The sequence below is a fragment of the Cryobacterium sp. M91 genome, assembly GCF_002929615.1.
Taxonomy (GTDB): domain Bacteria; phylum Actinomycetota; class Actinomycetes; order Actinomycetales; family Microbacteriaceae; genus Cryobacterium; species Cryobacterium levicorallinum.
This window is the reverse complement of sequence record NZ_PJJT01000088.1, coordinates 130,719-154,660: the sequence shown is the minus strand read 5'-3', so window position 1 is coordinate 154,660 and position 23,942 is coordinate 130,719. Positions and strand designations below refer to the sequence as shown.

General features: G+C 65.8%; 23 protein-coding genes. 20 read left to right on the top strand and 3 right to left on the bottom strand.

The window, feature by feature from the left end:
* Positions 1–3 precede the first annotated feature (3 nt).
* The 3 genes from ftsW (at position 4) to murC (ending at position 3,910) form a co-directional block, all read left to right on the top strand.
* Positions 4–1,344, top strand: coding sequence for a putative lipid II flippase FtsW (ftsW, locus tag CXY80_RS14040; RefSeq protein WP_104132910.1), 1,341 nt, complete (start codon positions 4–6; stop codon positions 1,342–1,344).
* Positions 1,341–2,414, top strand: coding sequence for a glycosyltransferase (locus CXY80_RS14035; protein WP_104132857.1), 1,074 nt, complete (start codon positions 1,341–1,343; stop codon positions 2,412–2,414). The genes ftsW and CXY80_RS14035 overlap by 4 nt, the downstream gene beginning before the upstream one ends.
* A 74-nt stretch (positions 2,415–2,488) precedes the next feature.
* Positions 2,489–3,910 (top strand): UDP-N-acetylmuramate--L-alanine ligase, encoded by a 1,422-nt coding sequence (gene murC, locus CXY80_RS14030; protein WP_104132856.1) that lies wholly within the window; start codon positions 2,489–2,491, stop codon positions 3,908–3,910.
* 147 nt (positions 3,911–4,057) lie between these two features.
* Here murC and CXY80_RS14025 read toward each other — a convergent pair whose 3' ends face one another.
* Positions 4,058–4,414 carry a hypothetical protein gene (locus tag CXY80_RS14025; protein WP_146070743.1) on the bottom strand — a complete coding sequence of 119 codons (357 nt, stop codon included), beginning with the start codon at positions 4,412–4,414 and terminating at the stop codon, positions 4,058–4,060.
* Between the two features lie 37 nt (positions 4,415–4,451).
* Here CXY80_RS14025 and CXY80_RS14020 point away from each other — a divergent pair, with 37 nt between their 5' ends.
* From CXY80_RS14020 to CXY80_RS13975, 10 genes are all read left to right on the top strand, one after another.
* The gene (locus CXY80_RS14020) at positions 4,452–5,285 is read left to right on the top strand and encodes an FtsQ-type POTRA domain-containing protein (protein WP_092450530.1); all 834 of its coding nucleotides are present in this window, start codon (positions 4,452–4,454) and stop codon (positions 5,283–5,285) included.
* Positions 5,286–5,559: 274 nt separating this feature from the next.
* Positions 5,560–6,762: a cell division protein FtsZ gene (gene ftsZ, locus CXY80_RS14015; RefSeq protein WP_092450528.1), complete on the top strand. Its 1,203-nt coding sequence runs from the start codon at positions 5,560–5,562 to the stop codon at positions 6,760–6,762.
* An 84-nt stretch (positions 6,763–6,846) separates the two neighbouring features.
* A complete protein-coding gene (locus CXY80_RS14010) occupies positions 6,847–7,545 on the top strand; it encodes a YggS family pyridoxal phosphate-dependent enzyme (protein ID WP_092450526.1) in 699 nt (232 codons plus the stop codon).
* 32 nt (positions 7,546–7,577) lie between these two features.
* Entirely contained in the window at positions 7,578–8,111 is a 534-nt protein-coding gene (locus CXY80_RS14005) for a cell division protein SepF (RefSeq protein ID WP_092450524.1), read from the top strand.
* A gap of 8 nt (positions 8,112–8,119) precedes the next feature.
* Positions 8,120–8,413, top strand: a complete 294-nt coding sequence (locus CXY80_RS14000) for a YggT family protein (RefSeq protein ID WP_241977903.1) — start codon at positions 8,120–8,122, stop codon at positions 8,411–8,413.
* Between the two features lie 190 nt (positions 8,414–8,603).
* Positions 8,604–9,224, top strand: coding sequence for a DivIVA domain-containing protein (locus CXY80_RS13995; RefSeq protein ID WP_092450522.1), 621 nt, complete (start codon positions 8,604–8,606; stop codon positions 9,222–9,224).
* Positions 9,214–9,849, top strand: coding sequence for a signal peptidase II (lspA, locus tag CXY80_RS13990; protein ID WP_104132854.1), 636 nt, complete (start codon positions 9,214–9,216; stop codon positions 9,847–9,849). Before CXY80_RS13995 ends, lspA begins: the two co-directional genes overlap by 11 nt.
* On the top strand, positions 9,846–10,778 hold the full coding sequence (locus tag CXY80_RS13985; protein WP_092450518.1) for an RluA family pseudouridine synthase: 933 nt from the start codon (positions 9,846–9,848) through the stop codon (positions 10,776–10,778). Before lspA ends, CXY80_RS13985 begins: the two co-directional genes overlap by 4 nt.
* A 142-nt stretch (positions 10,779–10,920) precedes the next feature.
* The gene (dnaE, locus tag CXY80_RS13980) at positions 10,921–14,388 is read left to right on the top strand and encodes a DNA polymerase III subunit alpha (RefSeq protein ID WP_233195394.1); all 3,468 of its coding nucleotides are present in this window, start codon (positions 10,921–10,923) and stop codon (positions 14,386–14,388) included.
* 53 nt (positions 14,389–14,441) lie between these two features.
* Positions 14,442–15,224, top strand: coding sequence for a 1-acyl-sn-glycerol-3-phosphate acyltransferase (locus tag CXY80_RS13975; RefSeq protein WP_104132853.1), 783 nt, complete (start codon positions 14,442–14,444; stop codon positions 15,222–15,224).
* A gap of 80 nt (positions 15,225–15,304) precedes the next feature.
* On the opposite strand, the gene CXY80_RS13970 is transcribed toward CXY80_RS13975, so the two are convergent.
* A complete protein-coding gene (locus tag CXY80_RS13970) occupies positions 15,305–15,874 on the bottom strand; it encodes a flavin reductase family protein (RefSeq protein WP_092450511.1) in 570 nt (189 codons plus the stop codon).
* A gap of 121 nt (positions 15,875–15,995) precedes the next feature.
* On the opposite strand from CXY80_RS13970, the gene hisD reads away from it, so the two are divergent.
* From hisD to CXY80_RS13935, 7 genes are all read left to right on the top strand, one after another.
* The gene (gene hisD / locus CXY80_RS13965) at positions 15,996–17,306 is read left to right on the top strand and encodes a histidinol dehydrogenase (protein WP_092450509.1); all 1,311 of its coding nucleotides are present in this window, start codon (positions 15,996–15,998) and stop codon (positions 17,304–17,306) included.
* A 72-nt stretch (positions 17,307–17,378) separates the two neighbouring features.
* The gene (gene nrdR, locus CXY80_RS13960; RefSeq protein ID WP_104132852.1) at positions 17,379–17,927 is read left to right on the top strand and encodes a transcriptional regulator NrdR; all 549 of its coding nucleotides are present in this window, start codon (positions 17,379–17,381) and stop codon (positions 17,925–17,927) included.
* A 19-nt stretch (positions 17,928–17,946) separates the two neighbouring features.
* Positions 17,947–18,984, top strand: a complete 1,038-nt coding sequence (locus CXY80_RS13955; protein WP_104132851.1) for a quinone-dependent dihydroorotate dehydrogenase — start codon at positions 17,947–17,949, stop codon at positions 18,982–18,984.
* Positions 18,985–19,185: 201 nt separating this feature from the next.
* Positions 19,186–20,277, top strand: coding sequence for an ABC transporter substrate-binding protein (locus tag CXY80_RS13950; RefSeq protein ID WP_104132850.1), 1,092 nt, complete (start codon positions 19,186–19,188; stop codon positions 20,275–20,277).
* Positions 20,278–20,393: 116 nt separating this feature from the next.
* Positions 20,394–21,239 carry an ABC transporter ATP-binding protein gene (locus CXY80_RS13945; RefSeq protein ID WP_104132849.1) on the top strand — a complete coding sequence of 282 codons (846 nt, stop codon included), beginning with the start codon at positions 20,394–20,396 and terminating at the stop codon, positions 21,237–21,239.
* Positions 21,236–22,048, top strand: a complete 813-nt coding sequence (locus tag CXY80_RS13940; protein ID WP_233195385.1) for an ABC transporter permease — start codon at positions 21,236–21,238, stop codon at positions 22,046–22,048. Before CXY80_RS13945 ends, CXY80_RS13940 begins: the two co-directional genes overlap by 4 nt.
* Entirely contained in the window at positions 22,045–22,854 is an 810-nt protein-coding gene (locus CXY80_RS13935) for an ABC transporter permease (protein WP_104132848.1), read from the top strand. Before CXY80_RS13940 ends, CXY80_RS13935 begins: the two co-directional genes overlap by 4 nt.
* Before the next feature lie 54 nt (positions 22,855–22,908).
* Here the strand turns inward: CXY80_RS13935 and CXY80_RS13930 are convergent, their stop codons facing one another.
* Positions 22,909–23,931, bottom strand: coding sequence for an App1 family protein (locus CXY80_RS13930; protein WP_092450735.1), 1,023 nt, complete (start codon positions 23,929–23,931; stop codon positions 22,909–22,911).
* Between the last annotated feature and the right edge of the window lie 11 nt (positions 23,932–23,942).

Genomic DNA, 23,942 nt, shown 5'->3' with positions numbered 1-23,942 from the left:
CGGATGGTACAGGTGCCTCGCAACCCCGCCTCTCGCCCGGCCGGGCAGAACCCGGACAGCACGGGTGCCGCACCCGGAAAACGCCCCAATCCGGGGGCGCGCCCCGGGCGCCCGGCGCGGATTCCCGAACAGGCGGCGGCGGGCGGCGCACAGGTCCGAATCAATCTCGGTCGGGTGTTCAAGGCCGAGGGCGGCAACTACTTTCTGCTGCTCGGCACCACCCTGTTCCTGGTGGTTTTCGGTCTCATCATGGTGCTGTCGTCGTCGTCGGTCGATTCCTTTCTGGCCGATATGGGCTTCTTCGGCGGGATCCTGCGCCAGGGTATGTTCGCTCTGATCGGCATTCCGCTCATGCTCGTCGTGAGCCGGCTGCCGCTCGCTTTTTGGCGTCGCGTGGCCTGGCCGGCGATGCTGATCACCTGCTTCTTTCAGTTTCTGGTCGTGGCCACCGGCCTTGGCGTCGGCACCGGCGGCAACACCAACTGGCTGAACATCTTCGGCATTCAGTTTCAGCCGTCCGAGGGCATCAAGGTTGCCCTGGTCATCTGGCTCGGCGTGATCCTCTCAAAGAAGCAGCACCAGCTGCACGACTGGAAGCACGTGTTCATTCCAGTCTTCGGGGTCGGCGGCGGCGCAGCATTTCTCGTCATGCTCGGCGGTGACCTCGGAACCACGATGATCATGGCCGGCATTCTGTTCGGTGCGCTGTTCTTCGCCGGCGTCAAACTGCGCTTGCTCGCGGTACCGCTGCTGGTCGGCGTCGGCGCAGCGGTTGTGCTGGCCATCGCGAGCCCCAACCGGTTGACTCGCATCACGAGCTTTCTCAACGAGGGCTGCACGGAGCTGGTCGGGGAGATCTCCTCGAGTTGCTGGCAGCCGCTGCACGGCACCTGGGCCCTCGCTAACGGCGGAATCTTGGGCGTCGGGCTCGGAAACTCCAAGGCCAAATGGTCCTGGCTGCCGGCCGCCGACAACGACTACATCTTCGCCATCATCGGCGAAGAACTCGGCCTGATCGGCTGCATCGTCGTCCTCGGCATGTTCATTCTGCTGGCCTTCGCCTTTTTGCGCATTATGCGCGCGGCCACGACCGTGCAGGCCAAGGTCTCCACCGCCGCCGCCATGGTTTGGATCATTGGACAGGCCTTCGTCAATATCGGCGTGGTTCTCGGCGTGTTCCCCGTGTTGGGTGTACCGCTGCCGCTCATCTCGGCCGGAGGTACCGCCCTGCTCACCACCCTCGTCGCGATCGGCATCGTGCTCTCCTTCGCCCGCGGCGACCGCTCGAGCGACGCCGAGAGCGCCTTTCACGACCCCAACCTTATCGAGGCTGACCGAGCATGACTACCTACCTTCTGGCGGGCGGCGGCACCGCCGGCCACGTCAACCCCCTGCTCGCCGTCGCAGACCGCATTCGCGCCAGCGAAGCGGATGCCACGGTGTTGGTTCTCGGCACCGCCGAAGGTCTCGAGGCGCGCCTGGTTCCGGCCCGCGGCTACGAACTCATCGTCGTTCCCCGGGTGCCGTTTCCGCGCCGGCCGAACTGGGCGGCCCTGGCCTTTCTGCCACGCTTCAGCGCGGCCGTGCGCGGAGTGGCCGCGGTCATTCGCTCTCGCAAGGTCGACGTGGTCGTGGGCTTCGGCGGGTATGTCTCCACGCCGGCCTACCTCGCGGCCCGGCGTGCGGGGGTGCCGATTGTCATCCACGAGGCCAACGCCAAGCCGGGCCTGGCCAACAAACTCGGCGCCCGCCTGACCGAGTACGTCGGTGTCGCTTTCGCCGGCACCCCGATTCGGCACGCTCGCTTCGTCGGAATGCCGCTCCGGCCCGAAATCGAACAGCTCGACCGATCGGCCGTTCGCGCCGAGGCCCTCGCGTTCTTCTCGCTCGAGGCCGATCGTCCCGTGCTGCTGGTCACCGGGGGATCGCTCGGCGCGCGCAAGCTCAACGCGACCATTCTGGCCTCGGCGCCCGCGCTCGTGGCCGCCGGATGGCAGGTGCTGCACATCACCGGGTCCAATTCCGAGATCGTCGACCCCGGCGTGCCGAACTACCACCTGGTCGCCTACTGCGATCGCATGGACCTGGCCCTCGCCACAGCCGATTGCGCCGTGACCCGGGCGGGAGCGGCGACGGTCAGCGAACTCTGCGCGCTCGGCATTCCGGCCGTATACGTGCCGTATCCGGTCGGCAACGGCGAGCAGCGCTTTAATGCCGCGCCGGTGCTGGCCGTCGGCGGCGGTGTGCTGATCGATGACGCGGACTTCGTGCCGGCCTGGGTTCGCAGCGAGCTGGTGACCCTGTTGGGTGACCGGCCGCAGCTGGCGAAGATGGGGCGGGGGGCGGCATCCGTCGGTGTGCTGGACGGCACTGCCCGCATGCTCGACCTGGTGCACGGGGCGCTCACGACCTGAGTGTCGGGCGGCACGCGTAACGTAGTGCCCGCACCAACTGTTTTATTTGCTTCGATCGAGAAGAGCGCACCACCGTGATCAAACCAGACCTCACCCTGACCATTCCCGAGAACCTCGGACGTGTGCACTTCGTGGGCATCGGAGGCTCCGGAATGAGCGGAATCGCCCGCCTGTTCCTGAACCAGGGCTATACGGTCACCGGCTCCGACGCCAAGGATTCGCCCAACGTGCAGGCGCTGCGGGAACTCGGTGCGAACGTGTTCATCGGTCACGATGCGGCCAATGTCGGCGCGGCCGACACCCTCGTCGTCACCGGCGCGCTCTGGCAGGACAACCCAGAATACGTGCTCGCCAATGAGCGCGGCCTGCCGGTGCTGCACCGCGCGCAGGCCCTCGCCTGGCTCATTCGCGAGCACCGCCTCGTTTCCGTCGCGGGCGCCCATGGCAAGACCACCTCAACCGGAATGATCGTCACCGCGCTGCTCGGCCTCGGCCAGGACCCGAGCTTCGTCAACGGCGGCGTGATCGAATCCCTCGGGGTGAGTTCCGCCAGCGGAGCCGACGACCTGTTCGTGGTCGAAGCCGACGAATCCGACGGCTCCTTCCTGCTGTACCACACGGCGGTAGCCCTGATCACAAACGTCGACCCCGACCACCTCGACCACTACGGCTCGCTCGAAGCGTTCGAGGCCGCGTTCGTCCAGTTCAGCACCAAGGCCAGCGAGCTCGTCGTCATCTCCTCCGACGATGTCGGCGCCGTGCGGGTCACCGCAACGATCACCGCCGGCCGGACCGAAGCGGATGCCGCCGCGCGCGTGATCACGTTCGGCGAGCACCCCGAGTCCACCGTTCGCGTGCACTCCATCACCACGACCGGTCCGGTGAGCTTCAGCGTCGCCTGGCAGGGTCAGGATTACAGCGCCACCCTGCGCATTCCCGGCAAGCACAACGCCATCAACGCCGCCGGCGCCTTCGCCGTGCTGGTCGGGCTCGGCTTCGAACCTGCGGCGAGCCTCGACGCGATCGCCGGCTTCGGCGGCACTCAACGCCGGTTCGAACTGCACGGCACCGTCGGCGGCGTCAGCGTCTACGATGATTACGCCCACCACCCGACCGAGGTCGCCGCAGCCCTCGCGGCCGCGCGCACCGTCGTGGGGGAGGGCCGCATCATCGCGGTGCACCAACCGCACCTGTACAGTCGCACCCGCCTGTTCGCCCAGGAATTCGCCGACGTGCTCGAGAACTTTGCCGATCAGACCATCGTGCTCGCGGTGTACGGCGCCCGCGAAGACCCGGAGCCCGGCGTGACCGGAGCGCTCGTGTCCGAGCGGTTCCGCGAACCGTCGCACGTCGCTTACGTGCCGGACTGGCAGGATGCCGCTGATTACCTCGCCAGCATCGCCCGCGAGGGCGACTTCGTGGTCACCCTTGGCTGTGGTGACGTGAACCGCATCGTTCCCCAGATGCTCGCCGCACTCGTACAGGCACGCGGATGAGGTGGCGGTGAGGCGGCCGGCCGGCTTCGAGCGCCCGGCCAAGGCGACCCCGACCCCAGCGGCGAAACCGACTCGGGTTCAGTCGGACGCTCCGTCGACCGCTCAGCCCACTCCAGCGGCGAAACCGGCTCGCTCAAAGTCGTCGGCTCAGGCGACTCCAGCGGCGAAGCACTCGCGTGCCCGGCCGCAGACGGAGCCGAACCAGAAAGCCGACGGCCCGACCGGCGCCGCCGCGGGTTCGGTGACGGCCCCGAAGGCGTTCCCCCGTGGAGGCACCGGCGGGAAGAGCGGGTCGCATGACCCCTCGACGGTGTCGTCGACACCGTTCGTAAAGCCGTCCTCGAAGCCGCTGCTCCAGAAGTCCTCGACACCGTCCGCAAGGTCGTTCGATGGCTCCGACACGACGACGGAGCCGATAGCCATCCCGGGGGCCGGGGCATCCGGTTCACCGGTTTCAGCAGATCTGAGCGAGCCTGTCACCGCGGCAGACCTGGCCGCACTCACGACCCCCAGGTCAACGACGGGCGCAGCAACCTCGGCGATGCCCGTGACCCGGCGGACGTCGACGACGGCCGCGCCAGCCGGGCTGCCGAGCGGCGGAACCGCGGGGGTCCGCGCAGCACGGTCGGTCTTGCGGGCAGCTCAACGCGCCCGCAAACGCTTCGAACGCGCGGAGGTGCGTCGGTTCACCGGGCGTACCCGGCGCCGTCGTATCGCCTGGATTGTCGGGGGCGGCAGCGTCGCTCTCGCCTTTGGTCTCATCATCGGCGCCGCCTACTCGCCGCTCATGGCGCTGCGCACGATCGAGGTCGTCGGCACCAGCCGGATTCCCGCTGGCGACGTCGCGGCCGCCCTCGCCGACCAGCTCGGCACTCCGTTGCCGCTCCTCGACGCGGACGAGGTCAAGACCGAACTCTCCCAGTTCAAGCTCATTCAAAGTTATGTCACCGAAAGCCGCCCGCCGGGCACGGTAGTGGTGCGGGTCATCGAACGGGTTCCGGTGGGCGTCCTCGCTGGTGCGACCGGCTTCGACCTCGTCGATGCCGCTGGCGTCGTTGTGGAAACAACGCCGGAGCGCGCCGTCGGCTACCCGCTCATCGAAGCTCCGGATGGCGTCGACAGCGCCGGATTCACCGCCGCTGCCGCCGTGCTCGCCGTGTTGCCCGAAAGTATCCGCACGCAATTGGATTCCGTCACCGCCGTCACCACGGATGACGTTACGCTCAGCCTGCTCGGCGGCGAACGGGTGGTCTGGGGCAGCGCGGAGAAGTCGGAGTACAAGGCCGTCGTGCTCGCCGCTCTGCTGGTCGGCCACCCGGCCGGCACGGTCAACGAGTACGACGTCTCCTCGCCCGACAGCGCCGTGCTGCGCTAGTTCGCCGTGAGCCCACCGCGACAGACTTGGGTGGCCGCTACGGTAACCGCAGCAACGGCCATCGTTGGCGCATGAGGCGCAAAATAGACGGCCAAGCGGCTCGCAAGGAGCCGTGCGGAGGGTCGCGGCAACGGATTCTGCGTGTACTTCGCGACACGCGGGCGTGCCTCCCCATTCGCGCGCCTCGCCCGCATACTTTCGTAATCAGGAATTGCATACTCAGCATAACTTTAAACCTCGACTAGAGGTTTAGGGTTCCACCCGGAGGCCGGACGTGTCAAACAATCAAAATTATCTAGCCGTCATCAAGGTTGTCGGCATCGGCGGTGGTGGCGTCAACGCCGTCAACCGCATGATCGAACTGGGCCTCCGCGGTGTCGAGTTCATCGCCATCAATACGGATGCCCAGGCTCTGCTCATGAGCGACGCCGACGTCAAGCTCGACGTCGGTCGTGACCTCACCCGCGGCCTCGGTGCCGGCGCGGACCCCGAGGTGGGTCGCCGCGCCGCCGAGGATCACGCCGAAGAGATCGAGGAAGCCCTCGCCGGGGCCGACATGGTCTTCGTCACCGCTGGCGAGGGTGGTGGCACCGGAACCGGTGGCGCCCCCGTCGTCGCCCGCATCGCCAAGTCGATTGGTGCCCTCACCATCGGTGTCGTCACCAAGCCGTTCGGCTTCGAGGGCAAGCGTCGTCAGGCTCAGGCCGAGACCGGCGTTGCCTCGCTCAAGAACGAGGTCGACACCCTTATCGTCGTGCCCAACGATCGCCTGCTCGAGATCAGCGACCGCGGCATCAGCATGCTCGAGGCCTTCGCGACCGCCGACCAGGTGCTCCTCGCCGGTGTGCAGGGCATCACCGACCTGATCACCACCCCCGGCCTGATCAACCTCGACTTCGCCGACGTCAAGTCGGTCATGCAGGGCGCAGGATCCGCACTCATGGGTATCGGCTCCGCTCGCGGCGCCGACCGTGCCATCAAGGCTGCCGAACTGGCCGTGGCCTCGCCGTTGCTTGAGGCCTCGATCGATGGCGCGCATGGCGTGCTGCTGTCGATCCAGGGTGGCTCCAACCTTGGAATCTTCGAGATCAATGATGCGGCCCGCCTCGTGCAGGAAGCAGTGCACCCCGAAGCGAACATCATCTTCGGTGCCGTCATCGATGACACCCTCGGCGACGAGGTACGAGTCACTGTTATCGCCGCCGGCTTTGATGGCGGCGAGCCCGGCGCCAAGGCGGTCGAGGTGCGGCGTGCCGACCTCGTTGCTGCCGGCATCGCGGCCGGTGCCGGTACGGCAGCCGGAGCGGCATTCGCTGGAGCAGCCGGCGCGCCGGCCACCGACTCGGGCAGCTACAGCGATGGCGAGCTTGCGGCCTCAGTCTGGGGTGGTTCCGACTCCGCGAACGGCGTCACCGTGGCCGACCCGGCCTTCGAAGAAGAAGCCGACGACCTGGACATCCCGGACTTCCTCAAGTAGGACGAGATCCCTCCCGGGGCCGACTCAGTCGGCCCCGGTATCGTGCCTTAATCGCCTGAAACGAAACGAAACGAACCGAACATCATGAGCATGGTATCTCCAGGCGCGGCACCGGTCGATCTGGCCACCCGTCTCGAAACCGTGCGCGCTGGTGTGACCGACGCCGCCCGCGAGGCCGGTCGCGATGCGGCCGAGGTCACGACGATCGTCGTCACCAAGTTTCATCCGGTGTCGCTGATCGAAGCGTTGTACGCCCTCGGGGTGCGCCACGTGGGGGAGAATCGACACCAGGAGGCGCAGTCCAAGGCCGCTGAGCTCGCCGAGCTCGACCTGACCTGGCATTTTGTCGGACAGGTGCAGGGCAAGAAGGCGCGCCAGGTGCGCGCCTACGCCGACGTCATCCACTCGGTTGATCGGGACTCGCTTGTGGCCGCACTCGCCTCGGGGGAATCGACCATCGATTGCTTCATTCAGGTCAATTTAACGGATGATGCGGCTCGCGGCGGCGTGGATCCCGCGAACCTGCCGGCCCTGGTCGACACTGTTCTCGCCGCGCCCGGCGTGCACCTGCTGGGGCTCATGGCCGTTGCGCCGCTGGCGGAGGAACCACGCCGCGCGTTTGCGCGCGTGCGCGAGCTCAGTGTGCAGATTTGCAGCCAGGCCCCCGCGGCCACGGCGCTGTCGATGGGTATGAGCCAGGACTACGCCGCCGCCGTGCTCGAAGGGGCGACACACCTAAGAATTGGCACCGCAATCACCGGTAATCGTCCGGCGTTCAGTTAATCTCGAAGAAGCAAACCAACACGGAGGTCGACATGTCCAACCCGCTCAAGAAAACCATGGTCTATCTGGGTCTGGCAGACGAAGAGCTGGAGTACCAGGCGCCCGCCGGCGCCCAAGGTGCTGCCAACACGAACCATGTGAGCGCTGTGCCGGCCCGTGGGCACGACAACACGCCCCACGGTACCGCCGCGCACTCCAGCGCAGCCCAGAACACCGCCGGTCGTGCACCGGTCACCCCCCTGCGCAAGACTTCGACCCCCCAGAATGTGGTTGCGTCCGAAATGAATGAAATTCTCACCGTTCACCCGCGCGCTTACAAGGACGCCCAGGTCATCGCCGAATCCTTCCGTGACGGCATCCCGGTCATTATCAACCTGTCGCAGATGAGCGACGGCGACGCTCGCCGCCTCATTGACTTCGCCAGCGGCCTATCTCAGGGACTGTACGGCAAGATCGAGCGGGTCACCGCCAAGGTCTTCCTGCTGTCGCCGTCCCACGTCGTCGTCTCCGGCGACAGCACGACCGAAGAGGGCGCTGAGGACGGCTCCTTCTTCGCGCAAGGCTAAACTGAACTGTGACTGGTATACCGATTCTCGGGAATCTCTTCTACTTCCTGTTCTTTATGTACTTCCTCGTGCTGTGGGGTCGATTCATCATCGACCTCGTGCGCGGCGTGAATCGTTCGTGGCGGCCGCAGGGCTTCTTGCTCGTGCTGGTGGAGCTCGTCTACACGCTGACCGATCCGCCGGTGCAGTTCTTTCGAAAACTGGTACCGCCGCTTCGGATCGGTCCCATCGCGTTGGATTTCGGTTTCACACTGACGATGCTGTGCTGCATCGTGGGCATGTCTCTGTCGGGCTTACTGTAAATAGCCCCACCGGGGCATGTATCCTTGTCCGATGATGGTTCGCCGTGAGCCCATACTCGCTCGTCGGCAGCTCGGGTTGTTCCTAGGACCCAGTCATTCAACTGCTCAAGTCATTCATATGCTCGAAGCAATCAATTGCTCGAGTAAGTCAAATGTTCGCAACAAATATTAGTTTTGAGGGTGAAAAGCCATGGCGCTAACTCCGGAAGATGTAGTCAATAAAAGGTTCCAGTCGACCAAGTTCCGCGAGGGATACGACCAGGATGAGGTCGATGACTTCCTCGATGAGGTCGTCGTCGAACTGCGTCGCCTGACCAAGGAAAACGAAGAACTGCGCGGCGGGGCCGGCTCCGAAGCTGCCCCCGCAGTCGAGTCCGCTCCGGTTGCCGCAGTGGTCGCCGAACCGGTTGCCGTCGCTGCCCCCGTGGCCGCGGCTGCGCCGATCGTACCGACGCCGATCGACGAGACCGCCGGCACGACCAACCTGCTGCAGCTGGCTCGCCGCCTGCACGAGGAACACGTCAAGGAAGGCGCCGAGAAGCGCGATGCCCTGATCGCTGAAGGTCACGCCACCGCCGCTCGCGTCATCGCCGAAGCCGAGACACAGCAGCGCGTTCAGCTGCAGAAGCTCGACCTGGAGCGCACGGCGCTCGAGGGCAAGATCGATGGCCTGCGCACGTTCGAGCGTGAGTACCGCCTCAAGCTCAAGAGCTACATCGAGGGTCAGCTGAACGACCTCGACGCGAGCTCGGTCGACTCGCCGTCGTCCGACTCGAGCTCGAAGCCCAGCTTCCAGGGCTTTGGAGCCTAGGGCCCGAACGAAGAAGCGTTCGCGAGCGCTTATCGTTCTAGCCCTCGTCGCGCTCGGCGTTTACGCGCTCGATCAAATCAGTAAGTACCTCGTCGTCGCGTCGATGACGGAGGGCTCCGTCATCCGGGTTCTGAACGATGTGCTGCAACTGCACTTCGTTCGGAACCCGGGTGCCGCGTTCTCCCTCGCGAGCGGATCCACCTGGATCTTTTCGATCATCGCCGCGGCCGTCGTGGTGTTCATTATCTGGTTCGCCCGGCGCATCCGCTCGCTCGCCTGGGGACTCGTCTTCGGCCTGCTGCTGGGCGGTGTGCTCGGCAACCTGACCGATCGCCTGCTGCGCGTGCCCGGTTTCGGGCTCGGCCACGTCATCGACTTCATCTCAACGCCCTGGATGCTGCCGGCGATCTACAACGTGGCCGACATGGCCATCGTGACCAGCATGGCCATGTTCATGATCCTGACCATCCGCGGCATCGGCCTCGATGGCAACAAGGTCGTGGCCGAAAGCAAGAAGACTGCGTCAACCTTGAAACAAACGGATGCTGTGACTCCAGAAACACCCACCACCGCACCAACCGCAGCTGCACCGGCCGAGACACCGACCACCGAGCCGCGCCCATGACCGGCAGCTCGGAGAGTCGCTCCCTGCCCCTGCCCGACGGGCTGGAGGGCGTGCGCGTTGACGCCGGTTTGGCCAAGCTGTTCGGATTCTCCCGCAGCTTCGCCGCCGAGGTCTCCGAAGCCGGCGGCGTCGTGGTCGACGGCACCGTCGTCGGCAAGTCCGACCGGCTGCGAGCCGGAGCCTGGATCGAAGTCACCTGGCAGCCCAAGCAGCCGCTGCGCATCATCCCCATCGCCGTACCCGACCTGACGATCGTGCACGACGACGAGAGCATCGTCGTCATTAACAAGCCCGCCGGGGTCGCCGCGCACGCGAGCGTCGGCTGGACCGGGCCGACCGTTCCGGGCGCCCTCGCGGCGGCTGGATTCCGCATCGCGACCTCCGGCGCGGCGGAACGCGCCGGCATCGTGCACCGCCTCGACGTCGGCACCAGCGGGCTCATGGTCGTGGCCAAGTCGGAGACGGCCTACACGGCGCTCAAGAAGGCCTTCCATGACCGCGAGGTGCAGAAGATCTACCACACCGTCGTGCAGGGTCATCCCGACCCGCTGACCGGAACGATCGACGCCCCGATCGGTCGCCACCCGCGGTCGGACTGGAAGTTCGCGGTCATGGCCGATGGCAAGCCATCGATCACCCACTATGAGACCCTCGAAGCTTTCCCCTACGGTTCCCTGCTCGAGGTGCACCTGGAGACGGGGCGCACCCACCAGATTCGGGTGCACATGACGGCCCAGCGGCATCCGTGTGTCGGCGACGCCATGTACGGCGCCGATCCATCGATCACCGCCCGGCTCGGCCTGAAACGGCAATGGCTGCACGCCAAGCAGCTGGCCTTCACCCACCCGGACAGTCACGAATGGGTCACCTACAACGCCGACTACCCGGCCGACCTCTCGCACGCCCTCGGCGTGCTGCGCGGAGATTAGCCGCAGCATCCGCTCGCCCAGAATCAAGCGAGGCGATCGACCCCATCGAACACCGTTCCATCAACTGCTCGGAGCAATCGTGAGTAACCCGGCCAGCGCGACCGACTCGTTCGTGCATCTGCACGTGCACAGTGAATATTCCATGCTCGACGGAGCGGCCCGGGTGAAACCCCTGATCAAGGCTGCCGTCGACGAGGGGATGCCGGCGGTCGCGATCACCGACCACGGCAACGTGTTCGGTGCATTCGACTTCTGGAAGAGCGCGACCGATGCCGGCATTAAGCCGATCATCGGCACCGAGGCGTACATCACGCCCGGCACCGATCGGCGGGACAAGACCCGGGTGCGCTGGGGCACGAGCGGCCAAAACCGGGACGACGTCGGTGGCGCTGGTTCGTACACCCACATGACGCTGCTCTCCGAAAACACCGAGGGCATGCACAACCTGTTCCGACTCTCTTCGAAGGCGAGCCTCGAGGGTTACTACTTCAAACCGCGCATGGACCGCGAGCTGCTCAGCCAGTTCTCCAAGGGACTGATCGGCACCACCGGCTGCGTCGGTGGCGAGGTTCAGACCCGGCTGCGCCTCGGTCAGTATGAGGAGGCAAAGAAGGCCGCCGGCGACTTTCAGGACATCTTCGGCAAAGAGAATTTCTTCTGCGAGATCATGGACCACGGCATCGACATCGAACGCCGCACTATGACCGACCTGCTCAAGCTGGCCAAGGAACTTGACCTTCCGCTGCTGGCCACCAACGACTTGCACTACACCCACGCGCACGATGCGACAGCCCACGCAGCGCTGCTCTGCGTACAGTCGGCATCCACTTTGGACGACCCGAACCGGTTCAAGTTCGACTCTAACGAGTTCTACCTGAAGACCGCGGCGCAGATGCGGCATATGTTTCGGGACCACCCCGAATCCTGCGACAACACGCTGCTCATCGCCGAGCGCTGCGAGGTGGAATTCAACACCAAAGCCAACTACATGCCCCGCTTTCCCTGCCCGGAGGGCGAGAACGAGGAAAGCTGGTTCATCAAGGAGAACGAGATCGGGTTGGCCAAACGCTACCCGAAGGGCATCCCCGATGACGTGCGCAAGCGCGCGGACTACGAAATCGGCATCATCGTGCAGATGGGCTTTCCCGGCTACTTTCTCGTCGTCGCCGACTTCATCATGTGGTCCAAGCAGCAGGGCATCCGCGTCGGTCCCGGTCGCGGCTCGGGCGCCGGCTCGATGGTCGCCTACGCGATGGGCATCACCGACCTCGACCCGCTCGTGCACGGACTCATCTTCGAACGGTTCCTCAACCCCGACCGCGTCTCCATGCCCGACTTCGACGTCGACTTCGACGAGCGTCGCCGCGGTGAGGTCATCAAGTACGTCACCGAGAAGTACGGCGAGGAACGCGTCGCCCAGATCGTCACCTACGGCACGATCAAGGCCAAGCAGGCCCTGAAAGACGCCTCGCGCGTGCTCGGCTTTCCGTTCGGAATGGGCGACAAACTCACCAAGGCCATGCCGCCGGCCATCATGGGCAAAGACGTGCCGCTGACTGGCATGTTCGATAAGGACCACCCGCGCTACCGCGAAGCGGCTGATTTTCGGGCCGTGATTGAAAGCGATCCAGAGGCCCGCACCGTCTTCGACACCGCGCTCGGCCTGGAAAACCTCAAACGCCAGTGGGGTGTGCACGCGGCCGGAGTGATCATGTCGAGCGACCCCCTGATCGACATTATTCCGATCATGAAGCGTGAAGCGGATGGCCAGGTCGTCACGCAGTTCGATTACCCGGCTTCCGAAGCCCTCGGACTGATCAAGATGGACTTTTTGGGGCTGCGCAACCTCACCATTATCGACGACACCCTCGACAATATCGCCGTGAACCGCGGCCACCGGCCCGTGCTCGAAGACCTCGGCCTCGAAGACCCCGCCGCCTACGAACTGCTCGCCCGCGGCGACACGCTCGGTGTGTTCCAGCTCGACGGCGGCCCGATGCGGGCCCTGTTGCGGCTCATGAAACCCGACAACTTCGAGGACATCTCGGCCGTCATCGCGCTGTACCGCCCAGGGCCCATGGGCGCCAACTCGCACACCAACTACGCGCTGCGCAAAACCGGCGTGCAGGAGATCATCCCGATTCACAAGGAGCTCGAAGAGCCCCTCAAGGACGTCATCGGCACCACCTACGGCCTGATCGTGTACCAGGAGCAGGTTATGTCGATCGCGCAGGTGCTCGCTGGCTTCACGCTCGGTGAAGCCGATCTGTTGCGCCGGGCCATGGGTAAGAAAAAGAAGTCCGAGCTGGACAAGCAGTTCGAGGGCTTCTCCAAGGGCATGCAAGACCGCGGCTATTCCATGGATGCCGTCACCACGGTCTGGAATATTCTGCTGCCGTTCTCCGACTATGCCTTCAACAAGGCGCACTCGGCCGCGTACGGCGTGCTCTCCTATTGGACCGCCTACCTCAAGGCCGTCTACCCGGCCGAGTACATGGCGGCCCTGCTCACGAGCGTCGGCGACTCCCGGGACAAGCTCGCGCTGTACCTCAACGAGTGCCGTCGCATGGGCATCCAGGTGCTAGCGCCCGACGTGAACGAGTCGATCGGATTCTTTGCGGCGGTGGGTACGGACATCCGTTTTGGTCTGGGTGCTGTGCGTAACGTCGGTTTCAACGTGGTGGAGGCCATTCGCGGCGCCCGCGAGGAGAAGGGGCGCTTCGAATCGTTCCACGACTTTCTGCGCAAGGTGCCGCTGCCGGTGGCCAATAAGCGCACGATTGAATCATTGGTCAAGGCCGGGGCGTTCGACTCGCTCGGCGCCACCCGTCGGGGCATGGTCGAGATTCACGAGTCGGCCGTCGAGTCGGCCGTCAAGATCAAGCGTGAAGAGAGCAACGGCAATATCGGGTTTGACTTTGACAGCCTGTTCGACGAGCCGCAGGACACCGAACAGGTGCCAGACCGGCCGGAGTGGAGCAAGAAAGAGAAACTCGCCTACGAACGTGACATGCTCGGACTGTACGTGTCCGACCATCCGCTCGCCGGGCTGGAGATACCGCTCGCCAAGCACGCCAGCACCACGATCGCCGACCTGATCGCGTCGGAGTCGACAGAGGACGGCGACACGGTGACCGTGGCTGGCCTGATTACGAGCGTGCAGCATCGCATCGCGAAGAAGTCGGGCAACCAGTACGGCATGATTCAGGTCGAGGACTTCGGCGGCGAGATCACCGCGATGTTCATGGGCAAGGCCTATCTGGAGTTCGCGCCGGAGCTGATCAGCGACTCGGTCGTCGTGGTGCGCGGTCGGGTAAGCCTGCGCGACGACGGCATGAACCTGCACGCCTTCAGCGTGTTCCAGCCCGAACTCGGCCAAGGTTCGGACCAGAGCATGGTCGCGATCACGGTGGGGGAGGCGCGGGCGACGACTGACACGGTGAGCGCGCTCGGCGAGATTCTCCAGCGCCATGCCGGCGACGCCGAGGTGCGCCTCAAACTGGTCAAGGGTGATGTGGCGCGGGTGTTCGAGTTGCCGCACCGGGTGAAGGTGAGCGCGGACCTGTTCGGCGAGCTGAAGAGCATCCTCGGGCCCAACTGCCTGACCTGACCCGGTTCACTGGGCTGCAGATGACTGACAGGATGCCCGCTTAGGCTGGATACATGCACAAGCGAGAGCCGATCTACTCGACCGCTATCAGCGCCGGACGCGCCCTGTTCGGCGTGCTCCGGGTACGCCAGAACGTGACCGGGCTGGAGCAACTGCCCGCCACCGGCGGCGCCGTGCTCGCGATCACCCACTTCGGCTACCTGGACTTCGCCCTGGTCGAGTGGGTCACCTGGCTGCACAATCGCCGACACATCCGCTTCATGGCCAAGAAGGGCGCCTTCGACCAGCCGCTGGTTGGGCGGCTGCTGCGTGGTATGAAGCACATCTCCGTCGATATGGAGAGCGGCGGCGAGGCTTATGGGCAGGCCGTGACCGCGCTCCGCGAGGGCGAATTGCTCGGCGTGTTTCCCGAGGGCGGCGTCAACGCCTCGTTCACGGTGCGCCAGCTGAAGACCGGCGCGGTGCGCATGGCCCAGGCCGCGAACGTACCGATCATCCCGGTGGCCGTGTGGGGTGGTCATCGCCTGATGACCAAGAACCACCGCTCGACGCTGCGGGAACGGGTCGGCGTTCCGGTCAGCATCCGCTTCGGCACGCCGTTTCAAACGGATGCTGCCGGCCAGGACGGTGACGCAGCGGTCGCCACCCTTCGGCTCCACGCGGCCCTGCAGTCCCTGGTCGATGCCGTGCAGTCGGAGTATGCGGTGCCGGGCTCTGGCCAGTGGTGGCAGCCCGCGCACCTCGGCGGAACCGCGCCGACCCCGGCCGAGGCTGCCATTGTCGAAGCCGAACGTCGTCGTCGCAAAGCCGCCGCAAAGTTAGCCGCCCAGAAGTAGCAGCGCGGCTCGACCAGGCCCGGACCAAGGGTGCCCGCGCTGGCGGGTACGGCCGCTACCCACAGGGCACCATGGCAGCTTTAGACGGCGGCGCCCGGTACTCGGTAGGTGCGCTCGTGGTAGAGCAGGGCCTCATCGTCGGTGCCCATGCCGCCGCCCTCGATCTGCACCACCACCACGGCGTTATTGTGCACCGATACCCGTTCGACAATTCGGCCGATCATCCAGCTGGTCACCCCGGTCAACACGGGAAGCCCATAGGGCCCCGGCTCCCAGTGGTCACCGACGAAGCGTTCGGTATTTGGGCCGGCCAGTTTCTCGGCAATCGCCCGGTTCTGGGCCCCGAGCATGTGGATGACCACGCGCTCGGCCACAGCAATCGCAGCCCAGGAGCTGGCCGACCGGGCCATATTGAAGGTCGCCAGCGGCGGAACGGCCGAGAGTGAGGCGAGGGAAGTGGCGGTGAAGCCGACCGGACTACCGTCGGGCGCGAGCGTCGTGACTGCGGCGACCCCGGCGGCATGACGGCGGAACGCGTGCTTGAATGCCGCCAGGTCATCGGGAGCATTCGGGTCAGCTGCAAGCGGCGGGCCGGCGGGCAGAGTAATAGCGGCTTCACTAATGACTTGGGGTTCAACGTTGCTTTGCATACTCAACCAACAATCTGTTTCACCTTCAGCCTATTCCCGGGCACGGAGTGTCACGGCGTGTTCGGCAGTCCGAGCTGCTGCGCCGGTCGGCGCGCAGCGTTCACGGATAGGCTGGGACACGATGATCCAGACTATTGACCTTCGCGGCACAGAGCCGACCCCCGCCGACCTCCTGGCGTCCGTACCCCGCGCGCTGACCAGTGTCGCCGTCGCCGCCGATATCGCTGCCGAGCTCATTGCCGACGTGCGCGAGCGCGGCGAGGCTGCCCTGCTCGACCAGGCTGAACGTCTCGACCGGGTGCGCCCCGAGCAGGTGCGCGTTCCGGCCAGCCACATTGCCGACGCCATCGCCGGGCTCGACCCGGCCGTGCGCACCGCCATCACCGAGACCATCCGCCGGGTTCGCCTGGCCAGCGCCGCCCAGGTGCCCCCGCACGTGACCACCACGATCGAGGCCGGCGCCACCGTCACTCAACGCTGGCAGCCGGTGAACCGGGTCGGCCTCTACGTTCCCGGCGGCAAGGCGGTCTATCCGTCCAGCGTCGTGATGAACGTCGTACCGGCGCAGGTCTCCGGCGTGCGCTCGATCGCGCTCGCATCGCCGCCGCAAAGCCACTTCGACGGCCGCGTGCACCCGACCATCCTCGCCGTCGCCTCGCTCCTTGGCGTCGATGAGATCTACGCCATGGGCGGCGCGGGCGCGATCGGCGCCCTCGCCTACGGCGTCGAAGACATCGGCCTCGACCCGGTGCAGATCGTCACCGGACCGGGCAACGTCTACGTTGCCGCCGCCAAACGCCTCATTCGCGGCCAGGCTGGGATCGATTCCGAAGCGGGCCCCACCGATATTCTCGTGATAGCGGATGCCGCCGCCGACCCGCTGCTCGTCGCCGCAGACCTGGTCAGCCAGGCCGAGCACGACGAGCTCGCCGCGGCGGTGCTCGTGACCGACTCGTTTGACCTCGCCGAGGCCGTGGCTGCGCGCCTCGCCGTGCTGGCAGCATCCACTACCCACAGCGAACGGGTTCGTGCTGCGCTCGGCGGCCGCCAGTCGGCGATCGTGCTCGTCGACAACCTGCAGATCGCGGCCGCGTTCAGCAACGCCTTCGGGCCGGAACACCTCGAAATTCAGACCGGCGACCCCGATGCCGTGCTGGCCGAGATTGAAAACGCCGGAGCAATCTTTCTTGGCCCGTATTCGCCGGTCAGCCTCGGCGACTACGTCGCCGGATCCAACCACGTGCTGCCCACCGGGGGACAGGCGCGGTTCTCATCCGCACTCGGCGCCTACACGTTTCTCCGGCCGCAGCAGGTCGTTCGCTACAGCCGCGAAGCCTTGCAGGGCGTCGCCGGTCACATTGCGGCGCTCTCCAACGCCGAGGCGCTCCCCGCGCACGGCGACGCCGTGACCGCGCGGTTCGCTCCCCAGTAGGCCCCGTCGCGCGAGAGCGGCCTGCTCTCGCGGAGCAGCGGGGGAGGCCGGGACCGGTAGACTGGCAGCACAATGTTTTGCCCGTTCTGTCGTCACCCCGATTCCCGAGTCATCGACTCGCGCACGAGCGACGACGGCCTTTCGATTCGTCGTCGTCGTCAGTGCCCCGAATGCGGTCGCCGCTTCAGTACCACCGAAACAGCGAGCCTGAACATTATCAAGCGCAGTGGCGTGGTCGAGCCGTTCAGCCGCGAGAAGATCGTCACCGGCGTGCGCAAGGCCTGCCAAGGCAGACCGGTCACCGACTCCGACCTGGCCATGCTGGCCCAGAAGGTTGAAGAGACGATTCGGCAGACCGGAGCGGCACAGATCGAGGCCAACGACATCGGCCTGGCCATCCTCCCGCCGCTACGCGACCTCGACGAGGTCGCGTACTTGCGCTTCGCGAGTGTGTATCAGAGCTTTGATTCTCTCGACGACTTCGAAAGCGCCATCGCGCAGCTGCGCACGGAGCACAAGGCCGCTCAGGCCAGCAAACGAGCGCAACCAGCGGATACTGACGCGGCCGCGGCCGCGGCCGCGTCAGCGGAGTCCACGTCCACCAGTTCCACTAAACCGTAGGCGTAAGGTCCAGGGCGCGATGTATCCACTTTTCTTCAAATTCGTGCTCACCAGGATGGACCCCGAGCGCGCCCACCACCTCGCGTTCATCGTCATCCGTCACCTGCCGAGCCTCGGAATCGGCCGCCTCGTGCACCGTTTCACCCGGCCGCGCACCGACCTCGGCGTCGACACCCTCGGCTTGCACTTCGACTCACCGTTCGGCGTCGCCGCCGGGTTCGACAAAGACGGCGAGGCCGTCATCGGACTCGGCCAGCTCGGATTCGGGCACGTCGAGGTCGGCACCCTCACCGCGCTCGCCCAGCCCGGCAACCCGACCCCGCGACTCTTTCGGTTGGTGGCCGACCGCGCCGTCATTAACCGCATGGGCTTCAACAACCACGGCGCCGCGGCCGCTGTCGATCGACTCGCTCGCGTGCGTGCCGTGCCGGGGCGCCCCGTGCTCGGCATCAACATCGGCAAGAGCCGTGTCACCGCCGTCGAGAATGCGACGGCCGACTACCTACAGAGCGCTAAAACCCTCGCCGCTCTCGCCGACTATCTCGTCGTCAACGTCAGCTCGCCCAACACTCCAGGCCTGCGCGGCCTGCAAGAGCTTGACCAGCTCGCCCCGCTTCTGACCGCGGTCAAACAGTCTGCCGGCGATACCCCGCTGCTCGTGAAGATCGCCCCCGATCTGGCGGATGCCGAGGTCGCCCGCATCGCCAGCCTCGCCGTCGAACTGGGCCTCGACGGAATCATCGCCACCAACACCACGATCTCCCGCACCGGCTTGAAAACGGATGCGGCGACCGTTGACGCAGGCGGAGCCGGCGGCCTGTCTGGCGCCCCGCTGGGGGCCCGCTCCCTCGCCATCCTGCACCAGATTCGCGCTGTCGTGCCGGCCGGGTTCTGTGTCATCTCGGTTGGCGGCGTCGACACGGCAGCCCAGGTCGCCGAGCGTCTCGCCGCCGGAGCCACCCTCGTGCAGGGCTACACCGCGTTCCTCTACCGCGGTCCGCTCTGGGCTCGCCAGATCAACCGCGGCCTCGACCGCCTGCTGGCGCCGACGGGCTGAGCGGCCGGGCCGGTGCGGCGTAGAACCGGGCTGGCGGAGGCAACCCTTCTTTTTTAGACATCCGTTCGAAACAAAGTCGAACTCGAATCGATATCTGCCCCGCCTAAACTGCGATTTCTGGTGCTGTTCTGCCCAGGAAATTCATGATCCACAGCGTCTGTACCACCGCAGCGCCCTTGCACCCTCGAGAGGAATCCCGCAATGACACCATCCAGAGGCTTTTCCACCCATAATCGAGCGGTTGTCCGGGTGGTCAAGGGCGTCGTCGCCGCCGCCGTGCTGGCCTTGGCACTGACGGCCTGCGCGGGCAGCGATACCCCGGATGCCGCGGGTACGGCCGTGGAGGGTGCCTCCTTCGGTGACGCGAGCATCCAGTTCAGCTGGATCAAGAACGCCGAGTTCATGGGCGAATACCTCGCCGATCAGAACGGTTACTTCGCCGAGGCCGGTTTCGATGCCGTGGACATGATCGAGGGTCCGTCGTCCATTGAAGCTGCCGTCATCTCGGGCAACGTCGACGTCGGCATCGGCAACGCCATCTCCACCGGAACGATCATCGCCAACGAGGGCGCTCCGCTGAAGATCATCGGCGCCACGTACCAGAAGAACCCGTTCACGATTCTTTCGCTCGCCGACAAGGGCAATATCGCCGGTCTCGACGACCTGAAGGGCAAGACCATCGGCGTACAGGCGAGCAACCTGAGCCTGTGGGAAGCCTTCCTCGAAATCAACGACATCGACGAGGATTCCCTGACCACCCTTCCGGTGCAGTACGACCCGACCCCGCTGTTCAACGGTGAGGTCGACGGTTGGTTCTCCTACCTGACCAACGAGTCCATCGACGCCGAGCTCCTCGGGCTCGACCCGGTCAACCTGCCGCTGGCCGACTTCGGCCTGCCGTTCGTCGCCGAAACCCTCACCGTGACCGACGACGCGATCAAGAACGACCGGGAGAAGCTCAAGGCCCTGCTGGTCGCCGAGATCCGTGGCTGGACCGACGCTATCAACGACCCGGCCGCCGCGGCGAAACTCACCGTCGACACCTACGGGCCGACCTTCGATCTCACCATCGAGAAGGAAACCCGCCAGGCCGAGATTCAGTCCACCGACCTCGTGGTGAGCGCAGACACCCTGACCAACGGGCTGTTCACGATCAGCTCTGAGCTGCAACAGCAGAGCATCGACACGCTCGAAGCGACCGGCCTGACGATCACGGCGAGCCAGTTGTTCGATCTCACCCTGCTCGCCGAGGTCTACGCCGAGAACCCCGACCTGCTCGCGTACAGCAAGTAGCAGCCCGGTCGGCTGGCTTGCGGGGCGCGTCAGTCTTCCGCAAGCCGGTCTGACCGGAACGTAAAATGGGCACCGGACGAGAACCAATCGCTGCAGCCGCTAAGGAGTAAGAAGACGTGAGTAGTACTGATGCCGGTGTTCGTGATTCAGCGGTCCGCGCCGAGGCGGAGGCGGCCGCTTCGGGAACCGGCCTGCATATCTCCCAGTTGCACAAGGTCTTCGCCGCCGGGCGCAAAAAGGTCGTCGCCCTCGACAATGCCAACCTGCACACCGACAAGGGCAGTTTTCTCTCCCTGCTCGGGCCGTCCGGGTGTGGAAAATCCACCATTCTGCGCATCCTCGCCGGGCTCGAGCAGCCAACGAGCGGCACGACCAGGGTAGACGGCAAGAGCCCGCAGGAGCTGCGTGGCGGGCACCAGCTCGGCATCGCCTTCCAGGATTCCGCCCTCCTGCCCTGGCGCAGCGTGCGCTCGAATATCCGTCTGCCGTTCGAAGTGGCGCGCATTCCCGTCGACGATGCCTACATCGACGAACTGATTGCCCTCGTCGGACTGCAGGGCTTTGAGAAGGCCAAGCCCGCGCAGCTCTCCGGCGGCATGAAGCAGCGCGTGTCCATCGCCCGGTCGCTTGTACTCAAACCCTCGGTGCTGCTACTCGACGAACCCTTCGGGGCCCTCGACGACATGACCAGGCAGCGTCTCAACCTTGAGCTGCTGCGCATCTGGACCCAGAAGCCGGCCACCACGCTCATGGTCACCCACGGCATCGCCGAGGCGATCTTCCTCTCCGACCACGTCGCGGTAATGAGCGCACGTCCCGGTCGGGTCAAGGAAGTCATCGACATCGACCTGCCCCGGCCCCGGTTGCCGGAGATGATGCGTTCGCCCGAGTTTCACTCCCTGCACGACCGTGCCTCCGACCTGCTGTTTAGCGATGCCGCCGTGCAGGGCGACGACCAGTGATTCGAAGTTCGCTACGCGCCCTGCCCGCCTGGGCGACTGGGCTGATCGGGGTCGCCGGCGTTGTCGCACTGTGGTGGATCAGCGCCGTCACTGTCTTGGCCGAGGTCGGCTCGATGCCGGGCGGCGCGGTGCCGACCCCGCTCGATGTGCTCCACCAACTGCTCAGCGATGGGCCGGCCTTCTACCTGCCGCACGTCAGCGTCACCGTGCTCGAAGCGCTCATCGGCTTCGCCTGGGGCAACGGGCTCGCCCTGGCCCTCGCCGGCCTCGTGCTGCTGCTGCCGCGTATCGAGAAGATCGCCGTGCAGATCGCCGTGATCACCTACTGCATCCCGATCGTCGCCATCGGCCCGATCGCCTACATCGTGATCGGCGCGCCGAGCGCCGGCGACCCGGCGGGAACGGCGGTTTTTCTCGCGTCCATATCCGTGTTCTTCACGACCGTGATCGGTTCCCTGGTCGGTCTCAAGGCAGCGGATGCCGCGAGCCTCGACCTCATCACCGTGTACGGCGGCAGCAGATTCACGCAGCTGCGCAAGGTGCGCCTGATCGCGGGGCTGCCCAGTGTGCTGACGGCGCTGCAGATCGCCGCGCCGGCCGCCTTCATCGGGGCGATCCTGGGGGAGTACCTCGGCGGGGTCAGCCGCGGCCTCGGCATCGCCATGCTCGTGGCCGGTTCAACGGCCAACGTCGACCGGGTGTGGAGCCTCGCGCTCGTCGCAGGAGTCACCGCGGGGCTCGGCTACGCGATTTTCGCCGTCATAGTGCGTTTCGCCACGCCGTGGACGACCGGACGGAGCAGTCGATGAGCTTCGCACGAGTCGCAGTCACGACCGTACTGCGCGGACTGCTGACCGGGCTCGTCACCCTCATTCTCGTGCTGCTCGCCTGGCAGGCACTGCTCCTCGTGCTGGACATTTCGCCCTTCCTCGCCAAGGGACCCCTCGACGTCTGGACCTGGCTCGTTACCGTTCCCGAGGCCGCCGATAATCGGGCCCTCATTCTGGGCAACCTCGTGGTGACCCTGAGCGACGCCTTTCTCGGGTTCGTCGCCGGGCTCACCTGTGCCCTGCTGCTCGCGGTCGTGTTCACCCTGTCGCGGGGTATCGAGCATGCCCTCATGCCCATCGCCCTGCTGCTGCGGTCGGTGCCGCTAGTGGCCCTCGTGCCGATCATCAGCCTCATCACCGGGCGCGGACTCACCACCGCGGTCGTGATGGGTGCCATCGTCGTTCTGTTCCCCGCCCTCGTGAACATCGCCTTCGGTCTGCGGTCCTCCTCACCACAGATCAGCGATGTGATCAAGGTCTACGGCGGCAGCGCCGTCACGACCCTGCGCAAGGTGGCATTGCCGAGCTCCCTGCCCTCGTTCTTCGCCGCGGTGAAGATCTCGGTGCCCGGCGCTATCACCGGGGCACTCTTGGCCGAGTGGTTGACCACCGGCCAGGGCCTCGGCAACTCGATCGTCGCCGCTGTCGCCAAGGTGCAGAATTCCGAGGTGTGGGCCTCGGTCGTGGTGATCACCATCGTCTCGCTCGCCCTCTACGGCCTGGCCCAGGTCGTCGAGAACCTGGTGCTGCGCCGCATGAGCATGGAGCAGAGCACCGCGGGGTAACCCAACGCGATCACAATCGCTGGTTGTGTCAAAGCCGCTCAGATCAGGCCGGGCTCAAATCAGGCCGTGCTCGGCCAACTGGCTGGACAGGCTGGACCCATCGGGGCCGTACACCCAGGGGGCCTCAGGGCCGCCCTCGATGAGCACGGCGTCGCGGGAACGGCCGCCGGCGAGCACGGCCTCGCTCGCAGAGAGCTGGCGAATGGCCACGGCGGCGACGCTTCCGGGGTAGTCGCGTTGAAAGTCGCTGTAGATGGCTTCGTCGTGCTGGCCGTCGTCACCGATCAGAATCCAGCGGATTTGCGGAAACTGTTCGGCGAGCCGCCGCAGGTTGTCGCGTTTGTGGGCACTCCCGCTGCGGAACCAGCGGTCGTGCGTCGGGCCCCAGTCTGTCAGGAGCAGTGCCCCAGCCGGGTACAGGTTGCGGGAGAGAAAACGGGACAGGGTCGGTGCCACGTTCCAGGCTCCGGTCGAGAGATAGATGACCGGAGCACCCGGGGTGAACGACGCGAGCCGTTCCAGAAAGACCGCCATCCCTGGGGTCGGCACCCGGGCATGCTCGTCGAGCACAAACGTGTTCCAGGCTGCCAGTAGGGGGCGGGGGAGGGTTGTGACCATGACGGTGTCGTCGACATCAGAAACGACACCGTAGCCGACCGTTGGGGCAACGATGAAGATGGGGGCGTGCTGAACGTCGGAGAATTCGGTGTGCAGTCGGGCGACGTGCCATCCCGGGGGCAATGACACGGGCACCACGGTGTCGACGACCCCGCCCCGGTCGGCCTGCACGTGATGGGTCTGGCCATCGATCTCGATCGTGACCGTGACGTCATTGACCGGAACGCTTGTGAAGCTGCGCCAGCCTCGAATTCCGGCGTCGCGGCCATCCGCTCTCGGACGTTTTTGCCGTTTTTCCGGCTTGTCCGGCTTGGCCAGCAGAACGCGGCAGAGAATGCGCACCCACCCGGTGGAGCCATAGCCGGAATACGGGATGACGGTCGGTCGGTAGCCGCGGCGACGGGCGGAGTGTTCCCGGCGATCGTGCAGCCAATCCTCGATCCGGGCGGCACGGTGCATGATTCGCACGG

Coding starts and splice junctions, on each gene's coding strand:
- ftsW (WP_104132910.1), top strand. CDS start 4: ATGGTACAGGTGCCTCGCAACCCCGCCTCTCGCCCGGCCGGGCAGAAC.
- CXY80_RS14035 (WP_104132857.1), top strand. CDS start 1,341: ATGACTACCTACCTTCTGGCGGGCGGCGGCACCGCCGGCCACGTCAAC.
- CXY80_RS14020 (WP_092450530.1), top strand. CDS start 4,452: ATGCCCGTGACCCGGCGGACGTCGACGACGGCCGCGCCAGCCGGGCTG.
- CXY80_RS14010 (WP_092450526.1), top strand. CDS start 6,847: ATGAGCATGGTATCTCCAGGCGCGGCACCGGTCGATCTGGCCACCCGT.
- CXY80_RS14005 (WP_092450524.1), top strand. CDS start 7,578: ATGTCCAACCCGCTCAAGAAAACCATGGTCTATCTGGGTCTGGCAGAC.
- CXY80_RS13995 (WP_092450522.1), top strand. CDS start 8,604: ATGGCGCTAACTCCGGAAGATGTAGTCAATAAAAGGTTCCAGTCGACC.
- CXY80_RS13985 (WP_092450518.1), top strand. CDS start 9,846: ATGACCGGCAGCTCGGAGAGTCGCTCCCTGCCCCTGCCCGACGGGCTG.
- dnaE (WP_233195394.1), top strand. CDS start 10,921: ATGCTCGACGGAGCGGCCCGGGTGAAACCCCTGATCAAGGCTGCCGTC.
- CXY80_RS13975 (WP_104132853.1), top strand. CDS start 14,442: ATGCACAAGCGAGAGCCGATCTACTCGACCGCTATCAGCGCCGGACGC.
- CXY80_RS13970 (WP_092450511.1), bottom strand. CDS start 15,874: ATGCAAAGCAACGTTGAACCCCAAGTCATTAGTGAAGCCGCTATTACT.
- hisD (WP_092450509.1), top strand. CDS start 15,996: ATGATCCAGACTATTGACCTTCGCGGCACAGAGCCGACCCCCGCCGAC.
- nrdR (WP_104132852.1), top strand. CDS start 17,379: ATGTTTTGCCCGTTCTGTCGTCACCCCGATTCCCGAGTCATCGACTCG.
- CXY80_RS13955 (WP_104132851.1), top strand. CDS start 17,947: ATGTATCCACTTTTCTTCAAATTCGTGCTCACCAGGATGGACCCCGAG.
- CXY80_RS13950 (WP_104132850.1), top strand. CDS start 19,186: ATGACACCATCCAGAGGCTTTTCCACCCATAATCGAGCGGTTGTCCGG.
- CXY80_RS13935 (WP_104132848.1), top strand. CDS start 22,045: ATGAGCTTCGCACGAGTCGCAGTCACGACCGTACTGCGCGGACTGCTG.
- CXY80_RS13930 (WP_092450735.1), bottom strand. CDS start 23,931: ATGCACCGTGCCGCCCGGATCGAGGATTGGCTGCACGATCGCCGGGAA.